Source organism: Nocardioides sp. BP30 (genome assembly GCF_029873215.1).
Taxonomy (GTDB): Bacteria; Actinomycetota; Actinomycetes; order Propionibacteriales; family Nocardioidaceae; genus Nocardioides.
The window spans coordinates 1,107,168-1,128,770 of sequence record NZ_CP123620.1; the positions used below are offsets into that span (position 1 = coordinate 1,107,168).

General features: G+C 71.4%; 18 protein-coding genes. 14 read left to right on the forward strand and 4 right to left on the reverse strand.

Features of this window, described 5'->3' with window-relative positions:
- Window positions 1-17: 17 nt before the first annotated feature.
- The 12 genes from P5P86_RS05200 (at window position 18) to rplQ (ending at window position 15,929) form a co-directional block, all read left to right on the forward strand.
- The gene (locus tag P5P86_RS05200) at window positions 18-6,203 is read left to right on the forward strand and encodes an Ig-like domain-containing protein (protein ID WP_280610231.1); all 6,186 of its coding nucleotides are present in this window, start codon (window positions 18-20) and stop codon (window positions 6,201-6,203) included.
- 19 nt (window positions 6,204-6,222) lie between these two features.
- Window positions 6,223-7,191 carry an AAA family ATPase gene (locus tag P5P86_RS05205; RefSeq protein ID WP_280610232.1) on the forward strand — a complete coding sequence of 323 codons (969 nt, stop codon included), beginning with the start codon at window positions 6,223-6,225 and terminating at the stop codon, window positions 7,189-7,191.
- Window positions 7,191-8,360 (forward strand): DUF58 domain-containing protein, encoded by a 1,170-nt coding sequence (locus P5P86_RS05210; protein WP_280610233.1) that lies wholly within the window; start codon window positions 7,191-7,193, stop codon window positions 8,358-8,360. Before P5P86_RS05205 ends, P5P86_RS05210 begins: the two co-directional genes overlap by 1 nt.
- Complete coding sequence (locus P5P86_RS05215) at window positions 8,357-10,759, forward strand: transglutaminase TgpA family protein (protein WP_280610234.1); 2,403 nt, start codon at window positions 8,357-8,359, stop codon at window positions 10,757-10,759. The genes P5P86_RS05210 and P5P86_RS05215 overlap by 4 nt, the downstream gene beginning before the upstream one ends.
- 77 nt (window positions 10,760-10,836) lie before the next feature.
- Window positions 10,837-11,871: an LLM class flavin-dependent oxidoreductase gene (locus tag P5P86_RS05220; RefSeq protein WP_280610235.1), complete on the forward strand. Its 1,035-nt coding sequence runs from the start codon at window positions 10,837-10,839 to the stop codon at window positions 11,869-11,871.
- A gap of 247 nt (window positions 11,872-12,118) precedes the next feature.
- Entirely contained in the window at window positions 12,119-12,340 is a 222-nt protein-coding gene (gene infA / locus P5P86_RS05225) for a translation initiation factor IF-1 (protein ID WP_280610236.1), read from the forward strand.
- Between the two features lie 29 nt (window positions 12,341-12,369).
- Window positions 12,370-12,483 carry a 50S ribosomal protein L36 gene (gene rpmJ / locus P5P86_RS05230; protein ID WP_004008316.1) on the forward strand — a complete coding sequence of 38 codons (114 nt, stop codon included), beginning with the start codon at window positions 12,370-12,372 and terminating at the stop codon, window positions 12,481-12,483.
- Between the two features lie 161 nt (window positions 12,484-12,644).
- Window positions 12,645-13,022 carry a 30S ribosomal protein S13 gene (gene rpsM / locus P5P86_RS05235; protein ID WP_280610237.1) on the forward strand — a complete coding sequence of 126 codons (378 nt, stop codon included), beginning with the start codon at window positions 12,645-12,647 and terminating at the stop codon, window positions 13,020-13,022.
- Window positions 13,023-13,098: 76 nt separating this feature from the next.
- Window positions 13,099-13,506 (forward strand): 30S ribosomal protein S11, encoded by a 408-nt coding sequence (gene rpsK / locus P5P86_RS05240; RefSeq protein ID WP_017932823.1) that lies wholly within the window; start codon window positions 13,099-13,101, stop codon window positions 13,504-13,506.
- Window positions 13,507-13,538: 32 nt separating this feature from the next.
- Window positions 13,539-14,147, forward strand: coding sequence for a 30S ribosomal protein S4 (gene rpsD, locus P5P86_RS05245; protein ID WP_280610238.1), 609 nt, complete (start codon window positions 13,539-13,541; stop codon window positions 14,145-14,147).
- Window positions 14,148-14,260: 113 nt separating this feature from the next.
- Complete coding sequence (locus P5P86_RS05250) at window positions 14,261-15,277, forward strand: DNA-directed RNA polymerase subunit alpha (protein ID WP_280610239.1); 1,017 nt, start codon at window positions 14,261-14,263, stop codon at window positions 15,275-15,277.
- A 94-nt stretch (window positions 15,278-15,371) separates the two neighbouring features.
- Complete coding sequence (rplQ, locus tag P5P86_RS05255; RefSeq protein ID WP_280610240.1) at window positions 15,372-15,929, forward strand: 50S ribosomal protein L17; 558 nt, start codon at window positions 15,372-15,374, stop codon at window positions 15,927-15,929.
- A 61-nt stretch (window positions 15,930-15,990) separates the two neighbouring features.
- Here rplQ and P5P86_RS05260 read toward each other — a convergent pair whose 3' ends face one another.
- The gene (locus P5P86_RS05260; protein ID WP_280610241.1) at window positions 15,991-16,734 is read right to left on the reverse strand and encodes a DUF72 domain-containing protein; all 744 of its coding nucleotides are present in this window, start codon (window positions 16,732-16,734) and stop codon (window positions 15,991-15,993) included.
- A 28-nt stretch (window positions 16,735-16,762) separates the two neighbouring features.
- Here P5P86_RS05260 and truA point away from each other — a divergent pair, with 28 nt between their 5' ends.
- Window positions 16,763-17,620 (forward strand): tRNA pseudouridine(38-40) synthase TruA, encoded by an 858-nt coding sequence (gene truA, locus P5P86_RS05265; RefSeq protein WP_280610242.1) that lies wholly within the window; start codon window positions 16,763-16,765, stop codon window positions 17,618-17,620.
- Window positions 17,613-18,215, forward strand: a complete 603-nt coding sequence (locus P5P86_RS05270) for a class I SAM-dependent methyltransferase (protein WP_280610243.1) — start codon at window positions 17,613-17,615, stop codon at window positions 18,213-18,215. Before truA ends, P5P86_RS05270 begins: the two co-directional genes overlap by 8 nt.
- A gap of 10 nt (window positions 18,216-18,225) precedes the next feature.
- Here P5P86_RS05270 and P5P86_RS05275 read toward each other — a convergent pair whose 3' ends face one another.
- From P5P86_RS05275 to P5P86_RS05285, 3 genes are all read right to left on the reverse strand, one after another.
- A complete protein-coding gene (locus P5P86_RS05275) occupies window positions 18,226-19,530 on the reverse strand; it encodes a cytochrome P450 (protein ID WP_280610244.1) in 1,305 nt (434 codons plus the stop codon).
- Between the two features lie 86 nt (window positions 19,531-19,616).
- Window positions 19,617-20,540 (reverse strand): LipP1 family hormone-sensitive lipase, encoded by a 924-nt coding sequence (gene lipP1, locus P5P86_RS05280; RefSeq protein ID WP_280610245.1) that lies wholly within the window; start codon window positions 20,538-20,540, stop codon window positions 19,617-19,619.
- A gap of 91 nt (window positions 20,541-20,631) precedes the next feature.
- Window positions 20,632-21,603, reverse strand: a complete 972-nt coding sequence (locus P5P86_RS05285) for an SRPBCC family protein (RefSeq protein ID WP_280610246.1) — start codon at window positions 21,601-21,603, stop codon at window positions 20,632-20,634.

Here is a 21,603-nt window from a genome sequence, read left to right on the forward strand (position 1 = left end):
TGAGGTAAAAGCCCTGCGTGGGATTCAGGGGCGGGGGACGGGCGTGGCTCGCGCCGTACCTCGCCCTGGTGCTCGTGGTCGCCGGGGTGGTCGTCTTCGCGGTGCAGGCCCAGGGCTTCCAGACCCACAAGGCCGAGCTCAACGACGGCGGGATCTGGGTCACCGACTCGCGACTGGGCTACTACGGCCGGGTGAACAAGCCGATCGGGCAGCTGGACGGTGCGCTGTTCGCGCGGACCGACGCCACCCTCGACATCGTCCAGGAGGGGGCCGCAGTGGTCGGCGTCGACGCCGCCGGCGGGAGCGTGTCGACCATCGACCCCGCCACCGTCGCGGTGCCCGGTGGGGCGAGCGCCCAGATCCCGGTCGGCGGCCAGGTCGTGCTGTACGGCGGAACCCTCGCCGTACTCGATCCCGGCACCGGCAAGGTGTGGGCGATGCCGGTGGACGACGAGGCGGGCGACCCGCTGGTGAGCGGCATCGACGCCGGGAGCAAGCCGCTGGCGACCGTGGGCGCCAACGCCGCGATGACGGTGACGGCGAGCGGCCGGGTGGTCCTGGCCGCGGCCGGCTCCACGAGGTTGACGACACTCACGCCCGACCACGGCCGGTTCACGCTGACCAGTGCCACCCTGCCGCGACGTCCCGGAGAGGGGCTCAGCCTCACGGCGGTGGGGGACCGGGTGGTGTTGCTGGACCCGGCGGCCTCGACCGTCACGGTGCTGAGCGATGGCCGGGCCGGCGCGCACGCCCAGGTCGGGGCCGACGCGGTGCTGCAGCAGCCCGGGCCGGCCGACGACTCGGTGCTGGTCGCCGACGGCAGCCGGCTGCTCGCCGTCGGCCTCGACGACGGCACCACCACGACCCTGGCGCACGACCTGGCCGGCACGCCCGCCCGGCCGGTCCGCCTCGGTGACTGCCAGTACGGCGCCTGGGGCGGCGCCGCCGGCCTGGTCGTCACCCGCTGCGGCGGCGGCACCGCCCAGGTCGGCCAGCTGGGCGCTGGAACGAGCACGAACCTCGTGTTCCGGGTCAACCGCGGCTCGATCGTGCTCAACGACTCGACCACCGGAGCGGTCTGGAACGTCGACGACAAGCAGCCGACCCGGCTCGACGACTGGCAGTCGTTCCAGAAGAAGATCGTGCAGCACAAGTCCGACGACCGGCAGAAGGACCAGGCCTCCGCCGACCGGAGCCCACCGAAGGCCCAGCCCGACCACTTCGGCGCGCGTCCGGGCCGGACCACCGTGCTGCACCCGCTCGACAACGACGCCGCCCCGGCCGGGCGGCTGCTCGCCATCTCCGCGGTGCAGGACGTCCGTCCCCAGGGCGCGGCGGTCTCGGTGAGTCCGGACGGCCAGACGGTGGAGATCACGATGCCCGCCAGGCCGGCGGCCAGGACCACCTTCGAGTACTACGTCAACGATGGCCGCCAGGGTGTCTCGGCGCACGCCACCGTCACCGTCGACGCGCGCTCGGCGACCCAGAACAGGCCCCCCGCGCTGCGCAAGGGCTACCAGGCGTTGCGATGGGACGTGCCGGCGGCGGGCGCGATCACCCTGCCCGTCCTGCCGGACTGGCGCGACGACGCCGACGGCGACCCGCTCGGCCTGGCCTCGGCGAAGATCGTCTCCGGGCCGCAGGGCGCGACGGCACGGGTGACGGCCTCGGGGCAGGTGCGCTTCACAGCGCCGACCAAGGGGGGTGAAGCGGTCGTCGAGTACGGCGTCACCGACGGCATCGCGCCGCCGGTCAGCGAGCAGGTGCACGTGCACGTCCAGGCGCTGACCGACCACCAGGCGCACGCGGCCACCGCCCAGCCCGACGTCGTCGTCGGCCAGGCGGGCAAGCCGATCACGATCCATCCGCTGGACAACGACCTGCCCGGGTCGGACCCGATCACGCCGGACGCGACGCTCAAGTTGGCCGGCAAGGTCACCTCGACCGGCGGCGGCCAGGTCGACACCGACGTGGCCAACGGCACGGTCACGTTCCGGTCCACGGCTCCCCGGACCTACTTCCTCGACTACGACGCCGCGTTCGGCAACGCGCCCTTCTCACGTGGGCGGATCCGGGTCGACGTCCGGGCTGCCGACCATCCGCCGAAGGCCCCGGTGGCGATGCCGGACAGCCTGACGCTGTACGGACAATCGGCCGGGATGGTCGACGTCCTGGCCAACGACGTGGATCCGGCCGGCCAGCTCCTGGTGGTGCAGACAGCGGCGACGACCACCACCGGTCAGCTCGACGTCGCCGTCGTCGGCGGCCGCTGGGTGCGGATCTCCGCTGCTCGCCCCGACATCAACCCCAACCCGCAGGTCGTGCACTACACGATCAGCGACGGCGACCGCTCGGGCATCCAGGGCGACATCGTGGTCAGTCAGCGACCGGAGCCTCAGGACGACACCCCGGTGACCCAGGACGACCAGGTCACCGTCCGGGCGGGCAGCGGCACCCAGGTGTCGGTCCTCGACAACGACTACAGCCCCGACGGCGAGCAGCTGCACCTGGTCTCGGACCCCGTCGCGGGCACCACCGCCGGGCAGCTGGGCGTGGAGGCTCCGGGCGAGAAGAGTGCGCTCGGTCAGGCCTTCGTCAGTGGGCGGACGGTGCGCTTCAACGCCCCGGCGTCTGTCACCGACACCATCACCGAGACGGTGACCTATGTGGCGGCCAACGAGCGCGGCGACACCGCTCCCGGCACCCTGCGCGTCACCGTCCTGCCGGCCGACCAGCCTAACCAGGCGCCCGAGCCGACGGTGCTCGAGGGACGGGTGGTCGCGGGCGACCAGGTCCGCCTCCAGCTGCCGGGTTCGGGCGTCGATCCCGACGGCGACCCGGTGACACTGACCGGCATCTCGTCGGCGCCCAGCCTCGGCCGCGTGCTGCGTGCGGGCGCCGACTCGCTGGTCTACCAGGCGTTCCCGGACAGCGCGGGCACCGATGACTTCACCTACACCGTCGCCGACCCCAACGGCGGTACGGCGACGGGCACGGTGCGGGTCGGCGTCGTCCCACCGGCGGTGCCGGCGGCACCGGTGGCGGTCGACGACACGGCGACGGTGGCACCGGGGCGCACGATGACGGTCGACGTGCTCGCCAACGACCAGGTGGCCGCGACCGACCGGGTCACGGTGGCGCTGGTGCGTCCCGCCCCCGGCGGTGTCAGCGTCGACGCCGAGACCGGTGCGATGCGGATCAAGGCGCCGGCGAGGGCCGACGGCCGGGAGGTGCAGGTCAACTACACCATCAGCGACGGTGTGCACAGCTCGCAGGCGACTGTCACGCTGCGCACCCAGTCCGGGTACGACAACCCGCCGGTGATCGAGGACGCCTACGGTACGGACGCCGCCGGCGGTGCCGGCTCGGCCCGGGTCAGCGTCGACGTGCTCAAGACCGCCTACGACCCCGACGGCCCGGCCTCCGCGCTCACGGTCACCAGCGTCGCGGCACCTGCCGGGATCCGCGCGCAGGTGCGCGGCGGGACCATCACGATCGATCGTGCCGGTCGCCCGATGGTGGTGCCCTTCGTGGTCGCCGACGGCGACGGCGGGGTGGCGACCGCACGCCTCTACGTCCCGGCGAAGGGTGACGCGACGCCCTACGTGCGCGCCGATGCGCTGATCGACGTCCCTCCGGGGCAGGACGTCGCCGCCGACCTCGCCGACTACGTGGTCAACCCGTCCCGCGGCCCCCTCACGTTCACCCTCAAGGACCGGGTCTGGGCAGCGCCCGACGCGGGGGTCAGCGCCAGCATCACCGGCAAGGGCACCTTCACCGTGCACGCCGCGAAGGACTACGCCGGCCCCGGGGCGGTGAGCTTCGAGGTCACCACCGGACGGTCGACGGCGATCCTCTCGGTGCCGGTCCAGGTCGGCGAGACCAAGCCGGTGCTGCGCTGCCCCAGCGATCCGCTGCCCGTCGCCCAGGGACAGAAGATCCTGCTCGACGTCGGGAGCATCTGTCATGTCTGGACGGCGCAGGCCGGCCAGGCGCTGTCCTACGCCGCCGACTGGAAGACCTCCTCCGCCGGTCTCGCCATCGTGGACGCGCAGGGCGCCCAGGTCAGTGTCGCCGCCGCTGCCGACGCCGCACCGGGGACGCGCGCGGTGCTGCAGCTGCGGGCCAACGGCAGCGACCCCGCCTACCTGCCCGTCACGGTGGTAGCGGTGCCGCCGCCGACGCTTGCCCCGATCTCCATCTCCGACCTCAAGGCGGGCCAGAGTCGCACCATCGACCTCGCGCCGTACCTCCACGCGGGCGTGCCGGTGCCGCAGCCACAGATCGTGTCGATCGCCCAGACGACGGCGCTCGACGTGCACGCGACCGTGCACGGGGCATCGGTCACGCTGAGCGCCGGCCCCAAGGCGTTCGGCAAGGCGACCTTCGGGCTGGTGATGTCGGACGTGGCCGGCAACCCGCCACCCAATCGGACGGTGGCAGGGACGCTCACCCTCTCGCTCCAAGCGACCCCCGACGCACCCGCCGCCCCGCATCCGGGGAAGAGCGGCGACGGCGCGGTCCCGCTGTCGTGGACCGCACCCGCGGCCAACGGATCACCGATCACCTCCTACGAGGTGCGGGCCGACCACGGTGGTCCGACGGTGACGTGCCCGACCACCAGCTGCACCGTGACCGGCCTGACCAACGGGGTCGACTACAGCTTCCAGGTCCGCGCGTCCAACGCGGTCGGCTCCTCGGCCTGGAGCCCGAGCTCGTCGACGGCGGCGCCCGACGTGGCGCCGTTCCCGGTGACCGGCATCACCGAGGCGGCGGTCGGTGACGGCTCCATCACCCTGCACTGGACCAAGCCCAGCAACAAGACCTCGGCGGTGACCTACACGGTCACCTACCCGGGCGGCACGCCCATCGACACCACCCGGACCGAGGCCACCGTCTCGGGGTTGAGCAACGACAACACCTACGTGTTCACGATCGTGGCGACCAACACCAAGGGACAGCAGAGCCAGCCCGCGCTGTCGGCGCCGTACCAGTCCGTCGGGTCGCCGGGGACGCCGGCGGCGCCGACGATCACCACCACGCCCTCGGCCGACGACACGGCAGTGGTCACCGTCAGCTGGAACCAGGTCGACCCGAACGGCCCCGGGCCGGTGCGCTACCGCGTCATCGCGGTGCCCTACGCCGACGGCGGCGCCTGCACCCAGGATCCCGACGGCATCACCGGCACCTCCTGCACCTTCTCGAGCATCGCCTACGACGGCACGCAGTACCAGTTCGAGGTCGAGGCTCTCAGCCCCGGCACCGGCAGCGGGGTCACCGGCGGCCAGCCGCGGCGTTCCACCGGTGCGAAGCGGAGCTGGAAGGCGGTCGGCCTGCCGGCACCGTGGGGCGGATGGTCGCTCGACGCCACCGGGAGCGACGAGGAGGCCTCGGTGCACGGCTTCAGCGTGCCGAACTCGCACGGAGGCACCTCGACGTTCAAGGTCGTCCGCGGCGACGACGTCGTCTACTCCTCGGCCAGTCCGCCCCCGGCGGTGACGGTCAACACCCCCGACAACGACCAGCCCTACTCGTTCCACCTCGAGGTCTGCAACGAGAACGGCGAGTGCAGCAAGTCCTCCACCAAGTCGGTGACGACCTACGGTCCGCTCGGCGACAACGACATCCTCAGCGTCGATCCGATCATGAGCGGGTACGACGTCGGCTGGCGGGTCACCGTCGACAGCAACGGGAAGTCGGGCGTCTCCGTGGTGCTCAGGAACCAGGACAACGTCCAGCTCGGCAGCTGGACCACCACCGACGTCGACGTGCAGTCCTTCGAGGTCGACCCGACGTACCTGGGCTATGACGCCACGCAGAGCGTCACCGCCACGATCAGCGACGCCGGGCGTCGTAGCGGCAAGAAGCCCGCGACGAGCGGCCGGACACCCGACCTGAAGATCAGCGTGGGGCGCGGAGCGAAGTGCGGTGGTGGGACCGACACCGCCTGCACGGACGACGACAACTGCACCGACCAGTCGTGTGGCTACCTCCACATCACCACCCAGGGGTACGGCGACGCCACCGGCTCGACGCGCTGGAGCTGCTACAGCAGCCAGTTCGGCCGGCTCGGGCCCTTCACCGGCGACGTGGACCAGGATCTGCCCCAGTCCTACGGTGAGCCGGGCCAGAGCTTCAGCGGCAGGTGCACCGACAGCAGCGGTACCGCCCGGGACTTCTCCGGCAATTGGCCATCGAACTGACCCCGCACAGGAGCACCACGTGACCATCACCCACGGCCAGGCCGCCTGGTTCCGCACGACCTTCGACACCCTCACCGATGCCATCGAGCAGGCGGTGCTGGGCAAGCGACACGTCGTGCGGTTGGCACTGACCTGCCTGCTGTCCGAGGGCCACATCCTGCTCGAGGACTTCCCCGGCACCGGCAAGACGATGCTGGCGCGCGCGCTGGCCAACTCGGTGCAGGGCAGTCACTCGCGCATCCAGTTCACCCCCGACCTGCTGCCCTCGGACGTCACCGGGGTCACTGTCTACGACCAGCACAAGGGCGGCTTCGAGTTCCACCCGGGCCCGATCTTCCACACCATCGTGCTGGCCGACGAGATCAACCGGGCCTCGCCCAAGACGCAGTCGGCGCTGCTGGAGGTGATGGAGGAGGGCCGGGTCACCGTGGACGGTGTCGCCCGTGAGGTGGGGCGTCCGTTCCTCGTGATCGCCACCCAGAACCCCATCGAGCAGGCCGGCACCTACCGGCTTCCCGAAGCACAGCTGGACCGCTTCTTGATGAAGACATCCGTCGGCTACCCGGACCGGCAGGCGACCGTCGAGCTGCTGGTGGAGGCCAAGGTCCGCGACCGCGCGGCGCTGGTGACCCCGGTGATCACCGCCACCGCGCTGGCCCAGATGAGCGAGCTGGCCGACGAGGTGTACGTCGATCCAGCCGTCATCTCCTACGTCGCCGAGCTGGCCGAGGAGTCGCGCCGGGCCCAGCACGTCCGACTCGGCCTGTCGGCCCGAGGCTGCCTCGCACTGATCCGGGTGGCCAAGACCTGGGCGGCGGCCGACGGTCGCGACCACGTGGTGCCCGACGACGTGAAGCAGCTCGCCGAGCCGGTGCTGTGTCACCGTCTGCTGCTGGACGCCGAGGCGCAGTTCAGCGGCATCAGCGTGGAGTCGGTGATCGAGCGGCTGCTGCAGCAGGTGGTGCCGCCCACCGACCGGGTCGCCTGATGCGTCGATCAGCGTCGGGCCTCCTCGGCATGGTGCGGCCGCTCGGATGGGTGGCCCTGGGTGGCGGCGTACTCCTGCTCCTGGCCGGCGTCGCTCTCGGGTGGGCCGAGCTCGCGGTCCTCGGCGTGGCCGCCCTCGTCGTCCTCCTGCTGGCGCTGCCGTGGCTCCTCGGGAGCACCCGGGTCGAGATGGAGCTCCTGCTCGAGCCCGAGCGGGTGACGGCCGGTGGCACTGTCACCGCATCCCTGGGGGTGACCAACCGGGCGCAGCGGCGGACCCGGTCGCTGCTGCTCGACCTGCCGGTCGGTGCCTCGACGCAGCGCTACGACCTGCCCGGGCTGGCACCGGGGGCGCATCACGAGGAGACGTTCACCATCCGCACCCAGCGTCGCGGGGTGATCCCGGTCGGGCCGGCGATCACCCGGCGTGCCGACCCGCTGGGCCTGGTCTCGCGGGACGTCCGCACCTCGGCTGTGCGCGAGGTGCTGGTGCGACCGCAGGTGGTGGCACTCGCCTCGCTCGGCGGTGGACTGCTGCGTGACCTCGAGGGCGTCTCGACCGAGAGCGTCTCCCAGGCCGACCTGGCCTTCCACGCCCTGCGCGAGTACGTCCCGGGCGATGATCTGCGGCACGTGCACTGGCGCTCCTCGGCGAAGCTGGCCGGCTCCGGTAGCGGCGGCCTGCTGGTGCGGCAGTACCTCGACACCCGACGCAGCCACGCCACCCTGGTCGTCGACGACGCCGAGGGGGACTGGGCGAGCGAGGACGACTTCGAGACGGCCATGGAGGTGGTCGCCTCGATCGTGATGCGGGCACTGCTCGACGAGTTCGGCACCACGCTGGTGTGCGGCGAGCACGCCGGTCACGGCCGACGTGCCCTCGACACGGCGTGCCGTGCCGGATGGGGTGGTCCCGGACTGCTCCCGGCCGCCCGCGCCGCCGCCTCGGCGGCCCCGGACACCAGCCTGCTCTTCCTGCTCGGGGGCGAGGGGACCGCCCTGGAGACGCTGCGCCGCGCGGCGGCCTGCTTCGAGCCGGAGGTACGCCGGATCGCGATCCGGGTCGAGCCCGTCGAGAAGAGTTCGGTGAGCGCCATCGACGACCTGACCGTGCTCCACCTGGCCGCGCGCGACGACCTCGCCGGTCTGCTGCGGTGGAGCCTGGGATGACGCGCGGAACGGGTCCGGGGAGCGGCGCGGTGGCCGGCCGGCACGCCGGCCAGCACCCGGGCCGCAGCACCGGTCTCCCCACCGGTCTCCACACCGGTCTCCACACCGGACGCGCCCACTGGCGCGACGTCGGCTTCCTGCTGGTGCTCGGGGTGCTGGCGCTGTCCGGGTTCGCGACGACGTTCTCGGGTGGGATGTTCCTGCTGGTCGGCGCGGCCGGCCTCGTGCTGGGCGCGGGCTCGGTCGAGGTCGCCCGCCGGATGGGGTGGCCCGTCGTCGCCTCGGTGCTGGTGACGCTCGCCGTGTTCGTGCTGCTCGGCGCCCCCCTGTGCCTGCACTCGGCCTTCGACCCCGCGACGATGCTCGACCAGGCGATCGGTGGATGGAAGGACCTGCTCACCACCCTGCCCCCGGTCGACGGGAGCGGCCCCCTGCTGGTGCTGCCGTGGCTGCTCGGTCTGGTCACCGGCCTCGTCGGCGGGCTCCTGCTCGCCGTGCGAGCGACCGCGCCCCCGGTGCTGGCGCCGCTGGTGCTGCTCGGAGCAGTCATCCTGCTCGGCGTCGACCGGACGTCGTCGTTGCTCACGCACGGCACGCTGTTCGCCGTACTCGCCCTGGCCTGGGTGGCCCTGCGCGGCCAGGACGGCGCGATCGCGACCGGCCGACGACGCTCGGTCGTCGCCGGCCGGGCGGGTGCCGGGCTGGTGATGCTGGTGGTCGCCGGTGCTGTCGCGCTACCGCTGGGCAGAGCGGCAGCGGGCGACGAGCGCACGGTGCTGCGCAGTCACGTGGTGCCGCCGTTCGACGTCGGTCGCTACGGCTCGCCGCTGTCCTCCTTCCGTCGCTACGTCGACGAGCAGGGCAGGCCCGACCCGGCGAACCTGCACGACAAGACCCTCTTCACCATCACCGGCGTCCCGGCCGGCACCCGGGTGCGTTTCGCCGCGCTCGACCGCTACGACGGCACCGTGTGGGGCGCCTCGCAGCAGGCCGGCGCCGACTCGTTCCAGCGGGTGTCGAGCACGATCGACAACCCGGCCGCCGGCAAGCGCCTCGACGTCGACGTCACCCTGGGGGAGGGGTACGACGGCGTCTGGCTGCCGACCGTGGGGGCGCTGCAGTCGATGCACTTCGACAACGACGATCCGGCATCGAAGGCCGACGCGTTCCGCTACGACCTGGCCACCTCCACCGGCATCGTGCCCACCGGCCTGAGGAGCGGCGACAGCTACCACTTCACCGGGGTGCTCGGCGACGACACGCTCTCGGCCGATACGCCGCCCTCTACGCGCCTGGACGACAACAGCACGGCAGCAGCGTTCCTCGACACCCAGGCGACCCAGTGGACCCAGGGCGTGAGCGAGCCGATGAAGCGGGTGCTGGCGATCGCCGACTACCTGCGCACCCACGGCAAGTACTCCGACGGGGTGGCGCCCGCCGAGCGGATCTACCACGCCGGGCACTACGTCAAGCGGCTCTCGGACGACTTCGTCAACGCGCCGATCATGGTCGGTGACGACGAGCAGTACGCCGCGGTGATGGCGCTGATGGCGAACCGGGTCGGCGTCCCCGCTCGCGTGGTGATGGGCGCGATCGTCCCGGCCGGAGGCGTGGTCACCGGCGCCGACGTGCACGCCTGGGTCGAGGTCCGGGCCGCCGACGGCACGTGGCGCACGTTGCCGACCGACCAGTTCATGTCCCACGACAAGCCGGCCGACCAGCCGCCCCAGCAGCAGGAGCAGCTCAGCGGCTCCGTGGTCCCGCCGCCGGCTCCGGTGCCGCCACCCTCCAACGCCGGGGAGTCGGCCGAGTCCCAGCTCCGGGCCCGCAGCGTGACCAAGCACCCGACCGAGCACCACGGGGGCATCCCCGGCTGGATCGAGGTCGCAGCCCTCGCGGCGGGCGTGCCGTTGCTTGCCATCGCCCTCGTCGTCGGGGGGATCCTGGCGGCGAAGGCGTTGCGCCGTCGGCGCCGCCGTGGGGCCCAGCGCACCTCGGCCCGGGTCGCCGGAGCATGGCGCGAGCTGGTCGACCACGCCCGTGACCTCGGCCACCGGCTGCCCGTGGACGGACCCACCCGCCGCGAGCAGGCAGGCCTTCTCGGCGTACCGTCCGGCCACGACCTCGCCCAGGGCGCCGACGCCCTCGTCTTCGGACCGACGGCCCCCACCCCCGACCAGGCCGCCGAGTACTGGCGCACCGTCGATGCGGAGCGAGCCCGCCTCACGGCCGCGGCCACGCCCCTCCAGCGGCTCAAGGCAGCCCTCAGCCTCACCACCTTCCGCCATCGCTGGACCCGGGGCGCTCCCGGACGACGCGGGGCGGGTGGTCGAGGGGGCGCCGCGAGGGGCGCTGCCGGACGACGCGCCGGCGAGGAACGAGCCGCCGCGCGGCGGTAGGCCTGCCCCTGGCGCCGCCCTCGGCCGTCCGGCACCGCCGCGCGGAACATCCACGCACCCCCCAGGGTTGAGTCGATGTGCAGCTCTCCGTCCTCGACCTGATCCCCGTCCGCACCGACCAGTCCTCCTCCGACGCCCTCGCCGCCACCCTGTCGCTGGCGAGGACGGCCGACGAGCTGGGCTACAACCGCTTCTGGGTCGCCGAGCACCACAACATGCCCGCCGTCGGCTCGACGAACCCGCCGGTGCTGATCGCGATGATCGCCGGGGCCACGCAGCGGATCAGGGTCGGCAGCGGCGGCGTGATGCTGCCCAACCACGCGCCCCTGGTCGTCGCGGAGCAGTTCGCACTCCTCGAGGCCGCCTTCCCGCACCGGATCGACCTCGGGCTGGGCCGCGCGCCGGGCACCGACCCGGTGACGTCGTGGGCGCTGCGCCACGGAGGACCTGTGGAGGCCGACGCGGCCGAGCACTTCCCGGAGTACGTGAACAACATCCTCGCTATGCTCAGCCCCGAGGGTGTGGCGCTGTCGGTGGGCGGGCGCCGGCACGCGCTGCGGGCGACGCCGGCGGCGCAGTCCGAGCCGGTGGTGTGGTTGCTCGGCTCCTCCGACTTCTCGGCACGGCTCGCCGCGCAGGAGGGTCTGCCCTACGTCTTCGCGCACCACTTCTCCGGCTCCGGGACGGCGGAGGCGCTGGACCTGTACCGCTCGCAGTTCCGGCCCTCGCCCGAGCTCGAGGCGCCGCGGACCTTCCTGACCGTGAACGCCGTCGTCGCCGAGACGGAGGAGGAGGCCAGGCGCCTGGCGCGCCCGCAACTGCTCTCGATGGTGGCGCTGCGCACCGGGGCGCCGCTCTCGCAGCTGCGCCTGGTGGAGGACGCGGCCGAGGTCGAGCTCCCCGAGGCACACCGGGCCATCGCCGAGTCGATGGAGCGGCGCTGGGTGATCGGCAGCCCGGAGCAGGCGGCCCTCCAGCTCAAGGAGCTGGCCGCGACCTACGGCGTCGACGAGGTGATGGTGAACCCGATCGCCAGCGCGACCCGCGGGACCGACCCGGCGGCGGCGCCGGCGCGCGAGGAGACCCTGCGGCTGCTCGCCGCGGCGGTGTGACCAGCACGCCGAGTGCCGCCACGGCGTGACCGACACGCGGATTGGGAGATCGGTTGTGCCGCGGCATAGACTGATGTGTCGGCCCAACGTGGGTCTGTCTCGTCGTGTCTCGCGGCTGTCCTCACTTCGGTGGGGGAATGGGGCGCACGAGCGGCATCACGAGGTCCACCGGCCCGGCTCCCGCCGGGCGGAGGTTCGCGGGTCGACGCACCAACCGTAAGTCACCGACCAACAGATTGCAGAGGGCATGCCGAAGAAAGAAGGCGTGATCGAGATCGAGGGCACCGTCATGGAAGCCCTTCCGAATGCCATGTTCCGCGTCGAGCTGAGCAATGGCCACAAGGTTCTCGCCCACATCAGCGGCAAGATGCGTCAGCACTACATCCGGATCCTTCCCGAGGACCGTGTGGTGGTGGAGCTGTCCCCCTATGACCTGACCCGCGGTCGGATCGTCTACCGGTACAAGTAACCAGCCGAAGCGATCAAGAAAGGGCTGACATGAAGGTCAACCCGAGCGTCAAGCCGATCTGTGACAAGTGCAAGGTGATCCGTCGCCACGGCCGCGTCATGGTCATCTGCGAGAACCCGCGTCACAAGCAGCGCCAGGGCTGAGCCCCGGCTCCGCTCGCGCGGCACAACTGAATCACTCATCGACGTACTAGGCCTCCTCCTGCGGGAGGGCCGAACCACCTCCGGACCAGAGGCCGGAGCCCGGGGCGCCACCCCGAGACGTACGCCGACCGACACCTCTGGCGAGAACACGAAGGAACACCATGGCACGCCTCGTTGGTGTCGACCTCCCGCGCGAGAAGCGCGTGGAGATCGCTCTCACCTACATCTACGGCATCGGCCGTACCACCTCCAAGGAGCTCCTGGCCGCGACCGGTGTTGATGGCAACACCCGCGTCCACGCTCTCTCCGAGGACGAGCTGGTCAAGCTCGCGAGGGAGATCGAGACCCGCAACCTGACGATCGAGGGCGACCTCCGTCGTGAGGTGCAGGCCGACATCCGTCGCAAGATCGAGATCGGCAGCTACCAGGGTCGCCGCCACCGCATGGGCCTTCCGGTCCGCGGGCAGCGCACCAAGACCAACGCCCGCACCCGCAAGGGTCCGAAGCGGACCGTCGCCGGCAAGAAGAAGGCCAAGTGATCCGACGCGCATGAGCGCGTCGACCACCGCCTGCTTCTCGCAGATCTCACCGACCAGCCAACCCAGGAGTTACTGAATGCCTCCGAAGAGCCGTCAGGCTGCGGCGAAGACCAAGGTCCGCCGCAAGGAGAAGAAGAACATCGCTCAGGGCGAAGCCCACATCAAGAGCACGTTCAACAACACCATCGTCACCATCACCGACCCGACCGGAGCGGTGATCTCGTGGGCCTCCGCCGGCACCGTCGGCTTCAAGGGCTCGCGCAAGTCCACGCCGTTCGCCGCGCAGATGGCCGCCGAGGCCGCCGGCCGTCGGGCCATGGACCACGGCATGAAGAAGATCGACGTCTTCGTGAAGGGCCCGGGTTCGGGCCGCGAGACGGCGATCCGTTCGCTGGGTGCCATCGGCCTCGAGGTCGGCACCATCCAGGACGTCACGCCGACCCCGCACAACGGCTGCCGCCCGCCCAAGCGCCGCCGCGTTTGATCCCACCGAGACGATCGAAGGAGACTTAGAACATGGCCCGTTACACCGGCCCCATGACCAAGAAGTCGCGCCGTCTCGGTGTCGACCTCGTCGGTGGCGACTCGTCCTACGAGCGCCGTCCCTACCCGCCGGGCCAGCACGGCCGCGGCCGGATCAAGGAGAGCGAGTACCTGCTCCAGCTTCGTGAGAAGCAGAAGGCTCGCTTCACCTACGGCGTGCTCGAGAAGCAGTTCTCGAACTACTACGCCGAGGCACACCGTCGTGCCGGCAAGACCGGTGACAACCTGCTCCAGCTGCTCGAGGGCCGCTTGGACAACGTCGTCTACCGTGCCGGCTTCGCCCGTACCCGTCGGCACGCCCGCCAGCTCGTGGTCCACGGCCACTTCCTGGTCAACGGCAAGAAGGTCAACATCCCCTCCTACCAGGTCGAGGCGCACGACGTCATCGACGTGCGGGAGAAGTCCTGGGAGATGACCCCGTTCATCGTGGCTCGCGAGACCCACGGCGAGCGCGTCGTCCCCGCGTGGCTGGAGGCCTTCCCCAACCGCATGCGGATCCTCGTCCACCAGCTCCCCGTCCGGGCCCAGATCGACATCCCGGTCCAGGAGCAGCTCATCGTCGAGTACTACTCGAAGCTCTGATGAACCCCGCCGTCGCCCCGGAGCAGCATCCCGGGGCGGCGGCACCACCACTTCCGTCACACCTGAAGTTCGGGCCTGTCAAATAGCGGGTAGGTCCGGGAAGGAAAGAATCAGTGCTTATCGCACAGCGCCCCACCCTGTCGGAAGAGACCGTCGACGAGTTCCGCTCGCGCTTCGTGATCGAGCCCCTCGAGCCGGGCTTCGGTTACACGCTGGGCAACTCCCTGCGCCGTACCCTCCTCTCCTCGATCCCGGGTGCCGCCGTCACCAGCATCAAGATCGACGGCGTGCTCCACGAGTTCTCCACCGTCGAGGGGGTCAAGGAGGACGTCACCGAGATCATCCTCAACCTCAAGGGCCTGGTCGTCTCCTCCGAGCACGACGAGCCCGTCACGATGTACCTGCGCAAGTCGGGTGCCGGTGACGTGACCGCCGCCGACATCGCGCCGCCGGCCGGTGTCGAGGTGCACAACCCCGACCTGAAGATCGCGACCCTGTCCGACAAGGGCAAGCTCGACCTCGAGCTCGTCGTCGAGCGTGGCCGCGGCTACGTCTCGGCGGTGCAGAACAAGGGCGCGGACAACGAGATCGGCCGGATCCCGGTCGACTCGATCTACAGCCCGGTGCTCAAGGTCTCCTACAAGGTCGAGGCCACCCGTGTCGAGCAGCGCACCGACTTCGACAAGCTGGTCATCGACGTCGAGACCAAGCCGTCGATCCGCCCCTCGGACGCCGTCGCCTCGGCCGGCAAGACGCTCGTGGAGCTCTTCGGCCTGGCCCGCGAGCTGAACGTCGAGGCGGAGGGCATCGACATCGGCCCCTCGCCGGTCGACGAGCAGCTCGCCGCCGACCTCGCCCTCCCGGTCGAGGACCTGCAGCTGACCGTGCGGTCGTACAACTGCCTCAAGCGCGAGGGCATCCACACCGTGGGTGAGCTCATCAGCCGCTCGGAGCAGGACCTGCTGGACATCCGCAACTTCGGCGCCAAGTCGATCGACGAGGTCAAGGCGAAGCTGCACGAGATGGGCCTCTCGCTGAAGGACAGCGCCCCCGGCTTCGACCCGTCGGCCGCCCTCGCGGCGTACGGCGACGACGACGACGACGCCTTCGTCGAGGACGAGCAGTACTGACAGCCGTTGCGCCGGCACGCCCCGGCGCAACGTCTGACCTCAAGGACACCATCTACTCCGGTACCTGATACGGCCGGGGAGAAATGAGAGAGCAATGCCCACTCCCAAGAAGGGCGCCCGCCTCGGCGGCAGCCCGGCCCACCAGAAGCTGATCCTCTCGAACCTGGCCACCCAGCTGTTCGAGCACGGCCGGATCACCACCACCGAGACCAAGGCGCGCACGCTGCGTCCGCTCGCGGAGAAGCTGATCACCAAGGCCAAGAAGGGTGATCTGCACAACCGTCGCGAGGTCCTCAAGACCATCCGCGACAAGTCCGTCGTGCACGTCCTGTTCACCGAGATCGCCGAGACGTTCGCCGAGCGTCCGGGTGGCTACACCCGCATCACGAAGATCGGTCCCCGCAAGGGCGACAACGCACCGATGGCCGTGATCGAGCTCGTCACCGAGGCCTACCAGCCGAAGCCGGCCACCACCAAGCAGGCCCCGGCCCAGGTGGAGAAGCCCGCCGAGGAGGCGCCGGCCGAGGTCGTCGCCGCGGACGAGTCCGGTGAGACCGAGGTCGTCGCGACCGAGGCCACCGACGCCGAGACCGCTGCGGACGAGTCCACCGCCGCGGAGTCGACCGAGGTCGAGGAGACCCCGGAGGCCTGACGCAGTCGAGCCGGAGCCCGTCACCCGCGAGGGTGGCGGGCTCTCGCCGTTCTACGGCCGATCATCCTGACGCCTGCGTCAGTAGCTCGCGCAGCCCGAGCGCGTCAGCGGGGGCGTGCCCGCCGCCGTCGTTGTCGAAGTAGCCCCACACCTCCCTGCCCTCGCGGCGCCACGCCTGCACCCGCTCGGCCCAGCGCCGCAGCTCGGCGGGGGAGTACTTCCCGGCGTACCGGGGCTGGTCGGTCGGTCCGTGCCAGCGGCAGTAGACGAACGGCGCGGTGGTGCGCAGCACCGTGTGCAGGCCGGTGCCGTGCGTGACGACGAACGCCGCCCGGTGGCGCTCCAGGACGGCAGCCACCTCGTCGTGGTCCCACGAGGGGTGGCGCAGCTCCATCGCCACGGGGACGTCGCCGGGCATCCGCGCCAGGAACGCCTCCAACCGCTCGTCGTCGCGCTCGAGGTCGTCGGGCAGCTGCACCAGGACGGGACCGGCATGCGGGCGCAGCGCGTGGGCCGCCTCGACGAGCCGATGCGCCCAGGCGCCCTCGGGGTCGCGCAGTCGCCGACCGTGGCTGAGCCAGCGCGAGGCCTTCACCGCCATCCGGAACCCGTCGGGCAGGCTGCGCGACCAGCCCTGGAAGGGCTTGAGGCCGGGCCAGCGGTAGAAGCTCGCGTTGAGCTCGACGGTGTCGAACCGTGCCACGTAGTAGTCGCGCCAGTGCGCCCGGGCCAGGCCCTCGGGGTAGAAGGACCCGGCCCAGTGGTCGTAGGTCCAGCCTGAGGTGCCGAGGTGCACGCCGTCCATGTGGGTCGAGGTACCCCGGGATGGGAGGATGCTCCCCGTGCGCATCCGGATCGACCTGTCGTACGACGGCAGCAACTTCCACGGCTGGGCCGTCCAGCCCGGTCTGCGCACGGTGCAGGGTGAGGTGCAGCGGGCCCTCGGGATGGCCCTGCGCCGCGACGAGGTCTGGGTGACGTGCGCGGGGCGCACCGACACCGGCGTCCACGCCCGTGGCCAGGTCGTCCACCTCGACGTCACCGAGAACGAGCTCGTCGCCGGAGCGGGCCGGGCTCAGGGACCGCCGGTCGAGGCACTCGTGCGCAAGCTCAACGGCATCCTGGACGACGACGTACGGGTGCACGCCGCCAGGATCGTCCCCGACGCCTTCGACGCCCGCTTCTCCGCACTGTGGCGGCGCTACGCCTACCGCGTCGCTGACGCGCCCCCGGCGTACGACCCCCTGACCCGCAACCACGTGCTGCACTGGCCGCGTCCGCTCGATCTGGCGGCGATGAACCTGGCGGCCGTCGATCTGCTCGGCCTCAACGACTACACCAGCTTCTGCAAGGCCCGTGAGGGCGCCACCAGCATCCGCCGTGTCGAGCGGCTGGACTGGAGCCGCGACGAGCAGGGCACCGCCACCATGACGGTCCTCGCCGACGCGTTCTGCCACTCGATGGTGCGGGCGCTGGTCGGGTGCCTGCTGGCGATCGGGGAGGGCCGGCGCGACGTCGGCTGGGCCCGCGAGATGCTCGCCCGTGCGGAGCGCTCCTCCGAGATCCACATCGCCTCGGCCCGCGGGCTGACGCTGGAGGAGGTGGGCTATCCCAGCGACGAGGAGCTGGCCGCTCGGCTGTTGGTCACCAGGGCCCGGCGCGGCGAGCACGAGGTGGAGCGGCGTGGCTGAGGACGAGCACTACTTCTCCGCGGACCCGAGCGTGGCCTTCGAGCGGATCCCGCTCGAGGCATCGGTCTGGGGCACCACCCTGCGGCTGACCAGCGGTTCGGGCGTCTTCGCCAAGGGCCGCCTCGACGTCGGTACGGCGATCCTGTTCCGGGAGACGGAGCCGCCGGCGCCCGGTCGCATCCTCGACCTGGGGTGCGGCTACGGCGTGATCGGGTTGGCCGTCGCTGCGCTGGTCCCGGGTGCCGAGGTGACGGCCGTCGACGTCAACGAGCGCGCGGTGCTGCTGGCGAACGAGAACGCCGCGTCGCTGGGGGTGAGCGAGCGCTACCGCGCCGCGACGCCGGGCGACGTCGACCCGCTGGCCACGTACGACGAGATCTGGAGCAACCCGCCGATCAGGATCGGCAAGGAAGCGCTGCACGAGTTGCTGCTGACCTGGCTGCCGCGACTACGCCGCGGGGGACGGGCGGTGATGGTGGTCGGCAAGAACCTCGGCGCCGACAGCCTGCAGCGCTGGCTGGGTGAGCAGGGGTACCCGACGACGCGGCTGGCCTCCGCCAAGGGCTTCCGCGTGTTGGAGACGGTGCGGCCCTGAGAGGAGGAGGTCAGACGCGCTCGAGCGTGCTGTCCAGCCGCACCGGCAGCCGGTCGAGGCCGTAGACGATCGACAGGTCGCGGAAGCCGAGCTCGCCCGGGTCGTCGGTCGCCATCGCCAGGTGGGGGAAGCGCTTGGCCAGCGCGGTCAGCGCGGCGCGCAGCTCCATCCGGGCCAGCTCGGCGCCGACGCAGCGGTGCATGCCGTGGCCGAACGCGAAGTTCATCGTCGCGGTGTTGCGCAGATCGAACTGCTCGGGGTTGGGCATGACGTCGGGGTCGCGGTTGGCGCCGGCGAGCGAGACGATCACCACCGAGCCCTTGGTGACCTTCTGACCGAAGAGGTCGTGGTCCTCGCGCGCGAAGCGCGGGAAGGCGATCTGCACGGGGCACAGGTAGCGCAGCAGCTCATCGACCACTGCGTCGACCTGCGCCTTGTCACCGGTGCGCAGGAGCTCGTAGATCTCCGGTCGCTGGAGCAGCACGTAGGTCCCCATCGACAGCATCGCCGCCGACGTCTCGTAGCCGCCCAGGAAGGCGCCGTCGGCCAGGCCGCCGAGCTCGAGGTCGCTGAACTCCTCGCCCTTCGTCCGGATGATCTCGCCGATCAGGCCGTCGCCGGGCTCGCTGCGCTGCCGGCGCACCGCCTCGATCAGGAACGTGCGGGTCTCCGCTGCCGCGCCGAAGGCACCGGCGCCACCCTCGGTGATGTCGAAGCGGGCGACGCCGAGCTCGTGGAACTCCTCGCGCACCTCCGTCGGGAGGCCGAGCAGCTCGCAGATCACCTGGAACGGGATCTCGAAGCCGAACGCGTCCACCAGGTCGACGACCGGACCCTCGGCCTCCATCCGGTCCAGCGCCTCGGTGACGATCCGCTCGATCGGCTCCTGGAGGCGCTGCAACCGCCGCATGGTGAACTCGGGCGTCAGCAGCCCGCGCAGCCGGGTGTGGTCCGGCGCGTCGGTCATGCCCAGACCGCCGATCTCCTCGGCCTCGGTGCGCGGTCGGGAGCCCAGCAGGTGGCGCATGTCGTTGCTGTAGGAGCGGGAGTCGGCGAGCACCTGCTTGGCGGCCTCGTGACCGGTCACCAGGAAGATGTCCAGGCCCAGGACGCTGCCCAGCACCGTCACCGGCTCCTTGGCGCGAGCCTCGGCCAGGGCGGGGACCGGGTCCACGCCGTCGCGGCGCAACGGGTAGGTGAGGTGCTCGGGGATCTTGCGCAGGGTGGTGATGTCGGGGACCACCGAGGTCTTGTTGCGCATCGCCCGGCGCAGGGCGAACGTGCGCACCCGGTCTCTCACCGATCTCAGAAGCATGACACTAGTGTCGCTTGTATCGACCGGATATATCCATGCGGGGTTGCCTCGTGTCGCACCCGGACCTCCTCACCGCACCCTCCAGGTCACCGGTGGAGCAGGTCGGAGAAGAGGGCGAACGTCTGGGTCACGGCGTCCTGCGCGGCCTTGGAGTGCCGCCCCATGTCGACGAAGCCGTGGATGAGACTGTCGAACCGGCGCACCGTCACGGCCACGCCGGCCGCCTCGAGCGCGGCGGCGTACGCCAGGCCCTCGTCGCGTAGCGGGTCGAAGCCGGCCACCACCACGACCGCGGGCGGTGCTCCGTCGAGCTCGCCGTACAGCGGGGAGAGGGCGGGATCGGTCGGGTCGGTGACGGTGCCGGCGTATTGCTCGAGGAACCACAGCATCGTCTTGGCGTCCAGGAAGTAGCCCTCGGCGTTCGCGACGCGCGAGGCGTACTCGCCGGGTACGTCGGTGGCGGGATAGATGAGCAGCTGGGCGCCGACGCGGTCACGGAACTCCTGGGCGAGGACCGCCGCGAGGTTGCCGCCGGCCGAGTCGCCGGCCACACCGAGCATCTGCGTGCCGCCCAGGTCGGCGAGGTGGTCGGCGATCCAGGTCGCCGCCGCGCGCGCGTCCTCGACGGCGGCGGGGAACGGGTGCTCGGGTGCGAGCCGGTAGTCGACCGAGACGACCACCGCGGCGCTCTGCTCGGCCAGTGTGCGGCAGGTCAGGTCGTGGGTGTCGAGGTCGCCGATCACCCAGCCGCCACCGTGGAAGAACGCGACGGTGGGCAGCGGTCCGTCGGCCTCGGGGCGGTAGACGCGGATCGGGATGTCGCCTGCCGGCCCCGGCACGGTGGAATCCTCCACCTGCGCCATCGGGGGCAGCAGCGACGGGTCGCGCAGGTCGACCGTGAGCGTCCGGAACCCGGCGCGCGCGTCGGCGGGGGTCTGCTCGGACATCGGCGGCGTGCCCGCGGCGGAGAGGAAGTCGAGGAGGGCGGCGAGCTCGGGATCCAGCGGCATGTCGCCAAGTTACCAGCGAGTTCGGGAGGCGTCCGGCGAGACGTCCGCCGAGCTTGTCGAGGCGTCTCGACGGGCTCGGCGGACGAGGCGATCAGGCGGCCGTGAGCACCTGCGACTCCAGCCGCTGGTAGCTGGCCTCCATCCCGTCGGTCATGCCGGTGGCGAGCACGCTGTCGCGGACCTCGGCATCGGGGTAGGTGATCACCAGGGAGAGCAGCGTGCCGCCCTCGACCGGCGTCAGGGTGAGCTCGTTGGTGCTGCCCGGGGCGTCGAGCCCGATCATCCGCTCGCTGGTGACCGAGCGGTACGGCGCGACACTCTCCAGCAGCTCGCCCTCGAACCCGAACCGGTCCGAGCCCTTCTCCCACTCGTAGCGGTAGCTCTCGCCGACGCGGTCCGCGACCCGGCACACCGGCATCGTCCAGCCGTCGGGTCCCAGCAGCCACCGCTGCAGCAGCTCGGGCTCGTGGTGGGCGCGCCAGACCGCCTCGACCGAACCGCTGATCACCCGGCTGATCCGCACCTGGGTGTCGCTGAGGACCTGGGTGCTGGTCGGCAGGTCGGCCGCGAAGGTGCGCAGGTCGGCCAGGACGCGGTCCATCTGGCCCATCGCCTCGCGCATGCCCTGCTCCATGCCCATCTCGACCAGCTGGGCGAGCTCCTCGGCGGTGTTGAAGTGGGTCGTGGTGGTCACCCGCGAGCCGGCATCGGTCGGCTCGAAGGTGAAGACCATCCGCATCGAGGGCATCTCCCGGTTGGGCGCGCCACTCTCCAGCGCGAAGCCGTCCAGCACCTCGAAGCCACGATGGGCCTCGACGCTGAGCCATTCCCAGTAGCCGCGGGAGACCTCTCCCTCCGGGCCGGTCATGGCGTAGTGCGACAGGCCTCCGGCGGCCGCGTCGTGGCGGGTGAAGCGGGCGGGATAGGTCGGAGGTCCCCAGAAGAGCTCCAACTGGCGGGGGTCGAGGTAGGCGTCCCAGAGCCGTTCGACGGGGGCGGGGAAGTCGGCGACGACGGTCATGGTCAACGCTGTCGGATCCTTGGTCACAGAGGTGACGGGCAT

Bases quoted from the DNA above. Each gene is read 5' to 3' on its own strand.
- rpsM (WP_280610237.1), top strand. From the start codon at position 12,645: ATGGCACGCCTCGTTGGTGTCGACCTCCCGCGCGAGAAGCGCGTGGAG.
- P5P86_RS05210 (WP_280610233.1), top strand. From the start codon at position 7,191: ATGCGTCGATCAGCGTCGGGCCTCCTCGGCATGGTGCGGCCGCTCGGA.
- P5P86_RS05215 (WP_280610234.1), top strand. From the start codon at position 8,357: ATGACGCGCGGAACGGGTCCGGGGAGCGGCGCGGTGGCCGGCCGGCAC.
- infA (WP_280610236.1), top strand. From the start codon at position 12,119: ATGCCGAAGAAAGAAGGCGTGATCGAGATCGAGGGCACCGTCATGGAA.
- rpsK (WP_017932823.1), top strand. From the start codon at position 13,099: ATGCCTCCGAAGAGCCGTCAGGCTGCGGCGAAGACCAAGGTCCGCCGC.
- rplQ (WP_280610240.1), top strand. From the start codon at position 15,372: ATGCCCACTCCCAAGAAGGGCGCCCGCCTCGGCGGCAGCCCGGCCCAC.
- rpsD (WP_280610238.1), top strand. From the start codon at position 13,539: ATGGCCCGTTACACCGGCCCCATGACCAAGAAGTCGCGCCGTCTCGGT.
- rpmJ (WP_004008316.1), top strand. From the start codon at position 12,370: ATGAAGGTCAACCCGAGCGTCAAGCCGATCTGTGACAAGTGCAAGGTG.
- P5P86_RS05285 (WP_280610246.1), bottom strand. From the start codon at position 21,603: ATGCCCGTCACCTCTGTGACCAAGGATCCGACAGCGTTGACCATGACC.
- P5P86_RS05275 (WP_280610244.1), bottom strand. From the start codon at position 19,530: ATGCTTCTGAGATCGGTGAGAGACCGGGTGCGCACGTTCGCCCTGCGC.
- lipP1 (WP_280610245.1), bottom strand. From the start codon at position 20,540: ATGCCGCTGGATCCCGAGCTCGCCGCCCTCCTCGACTTCCTCTCCGCC.
- truA (WP_280610242.1), top strand. From the start codon at position 16,763: ATGCTCCCCGTGCGCATCCGGATCGACCTGTCGTACGACGGCAGCAAC.
- P5P86_RS05260 (WP_280610241.1), bottom strand. From the start codon at position 16,734: ATGGACGGCGTGCACCTCGGCACCTCAGGCTGGACCTACGACCACTGG.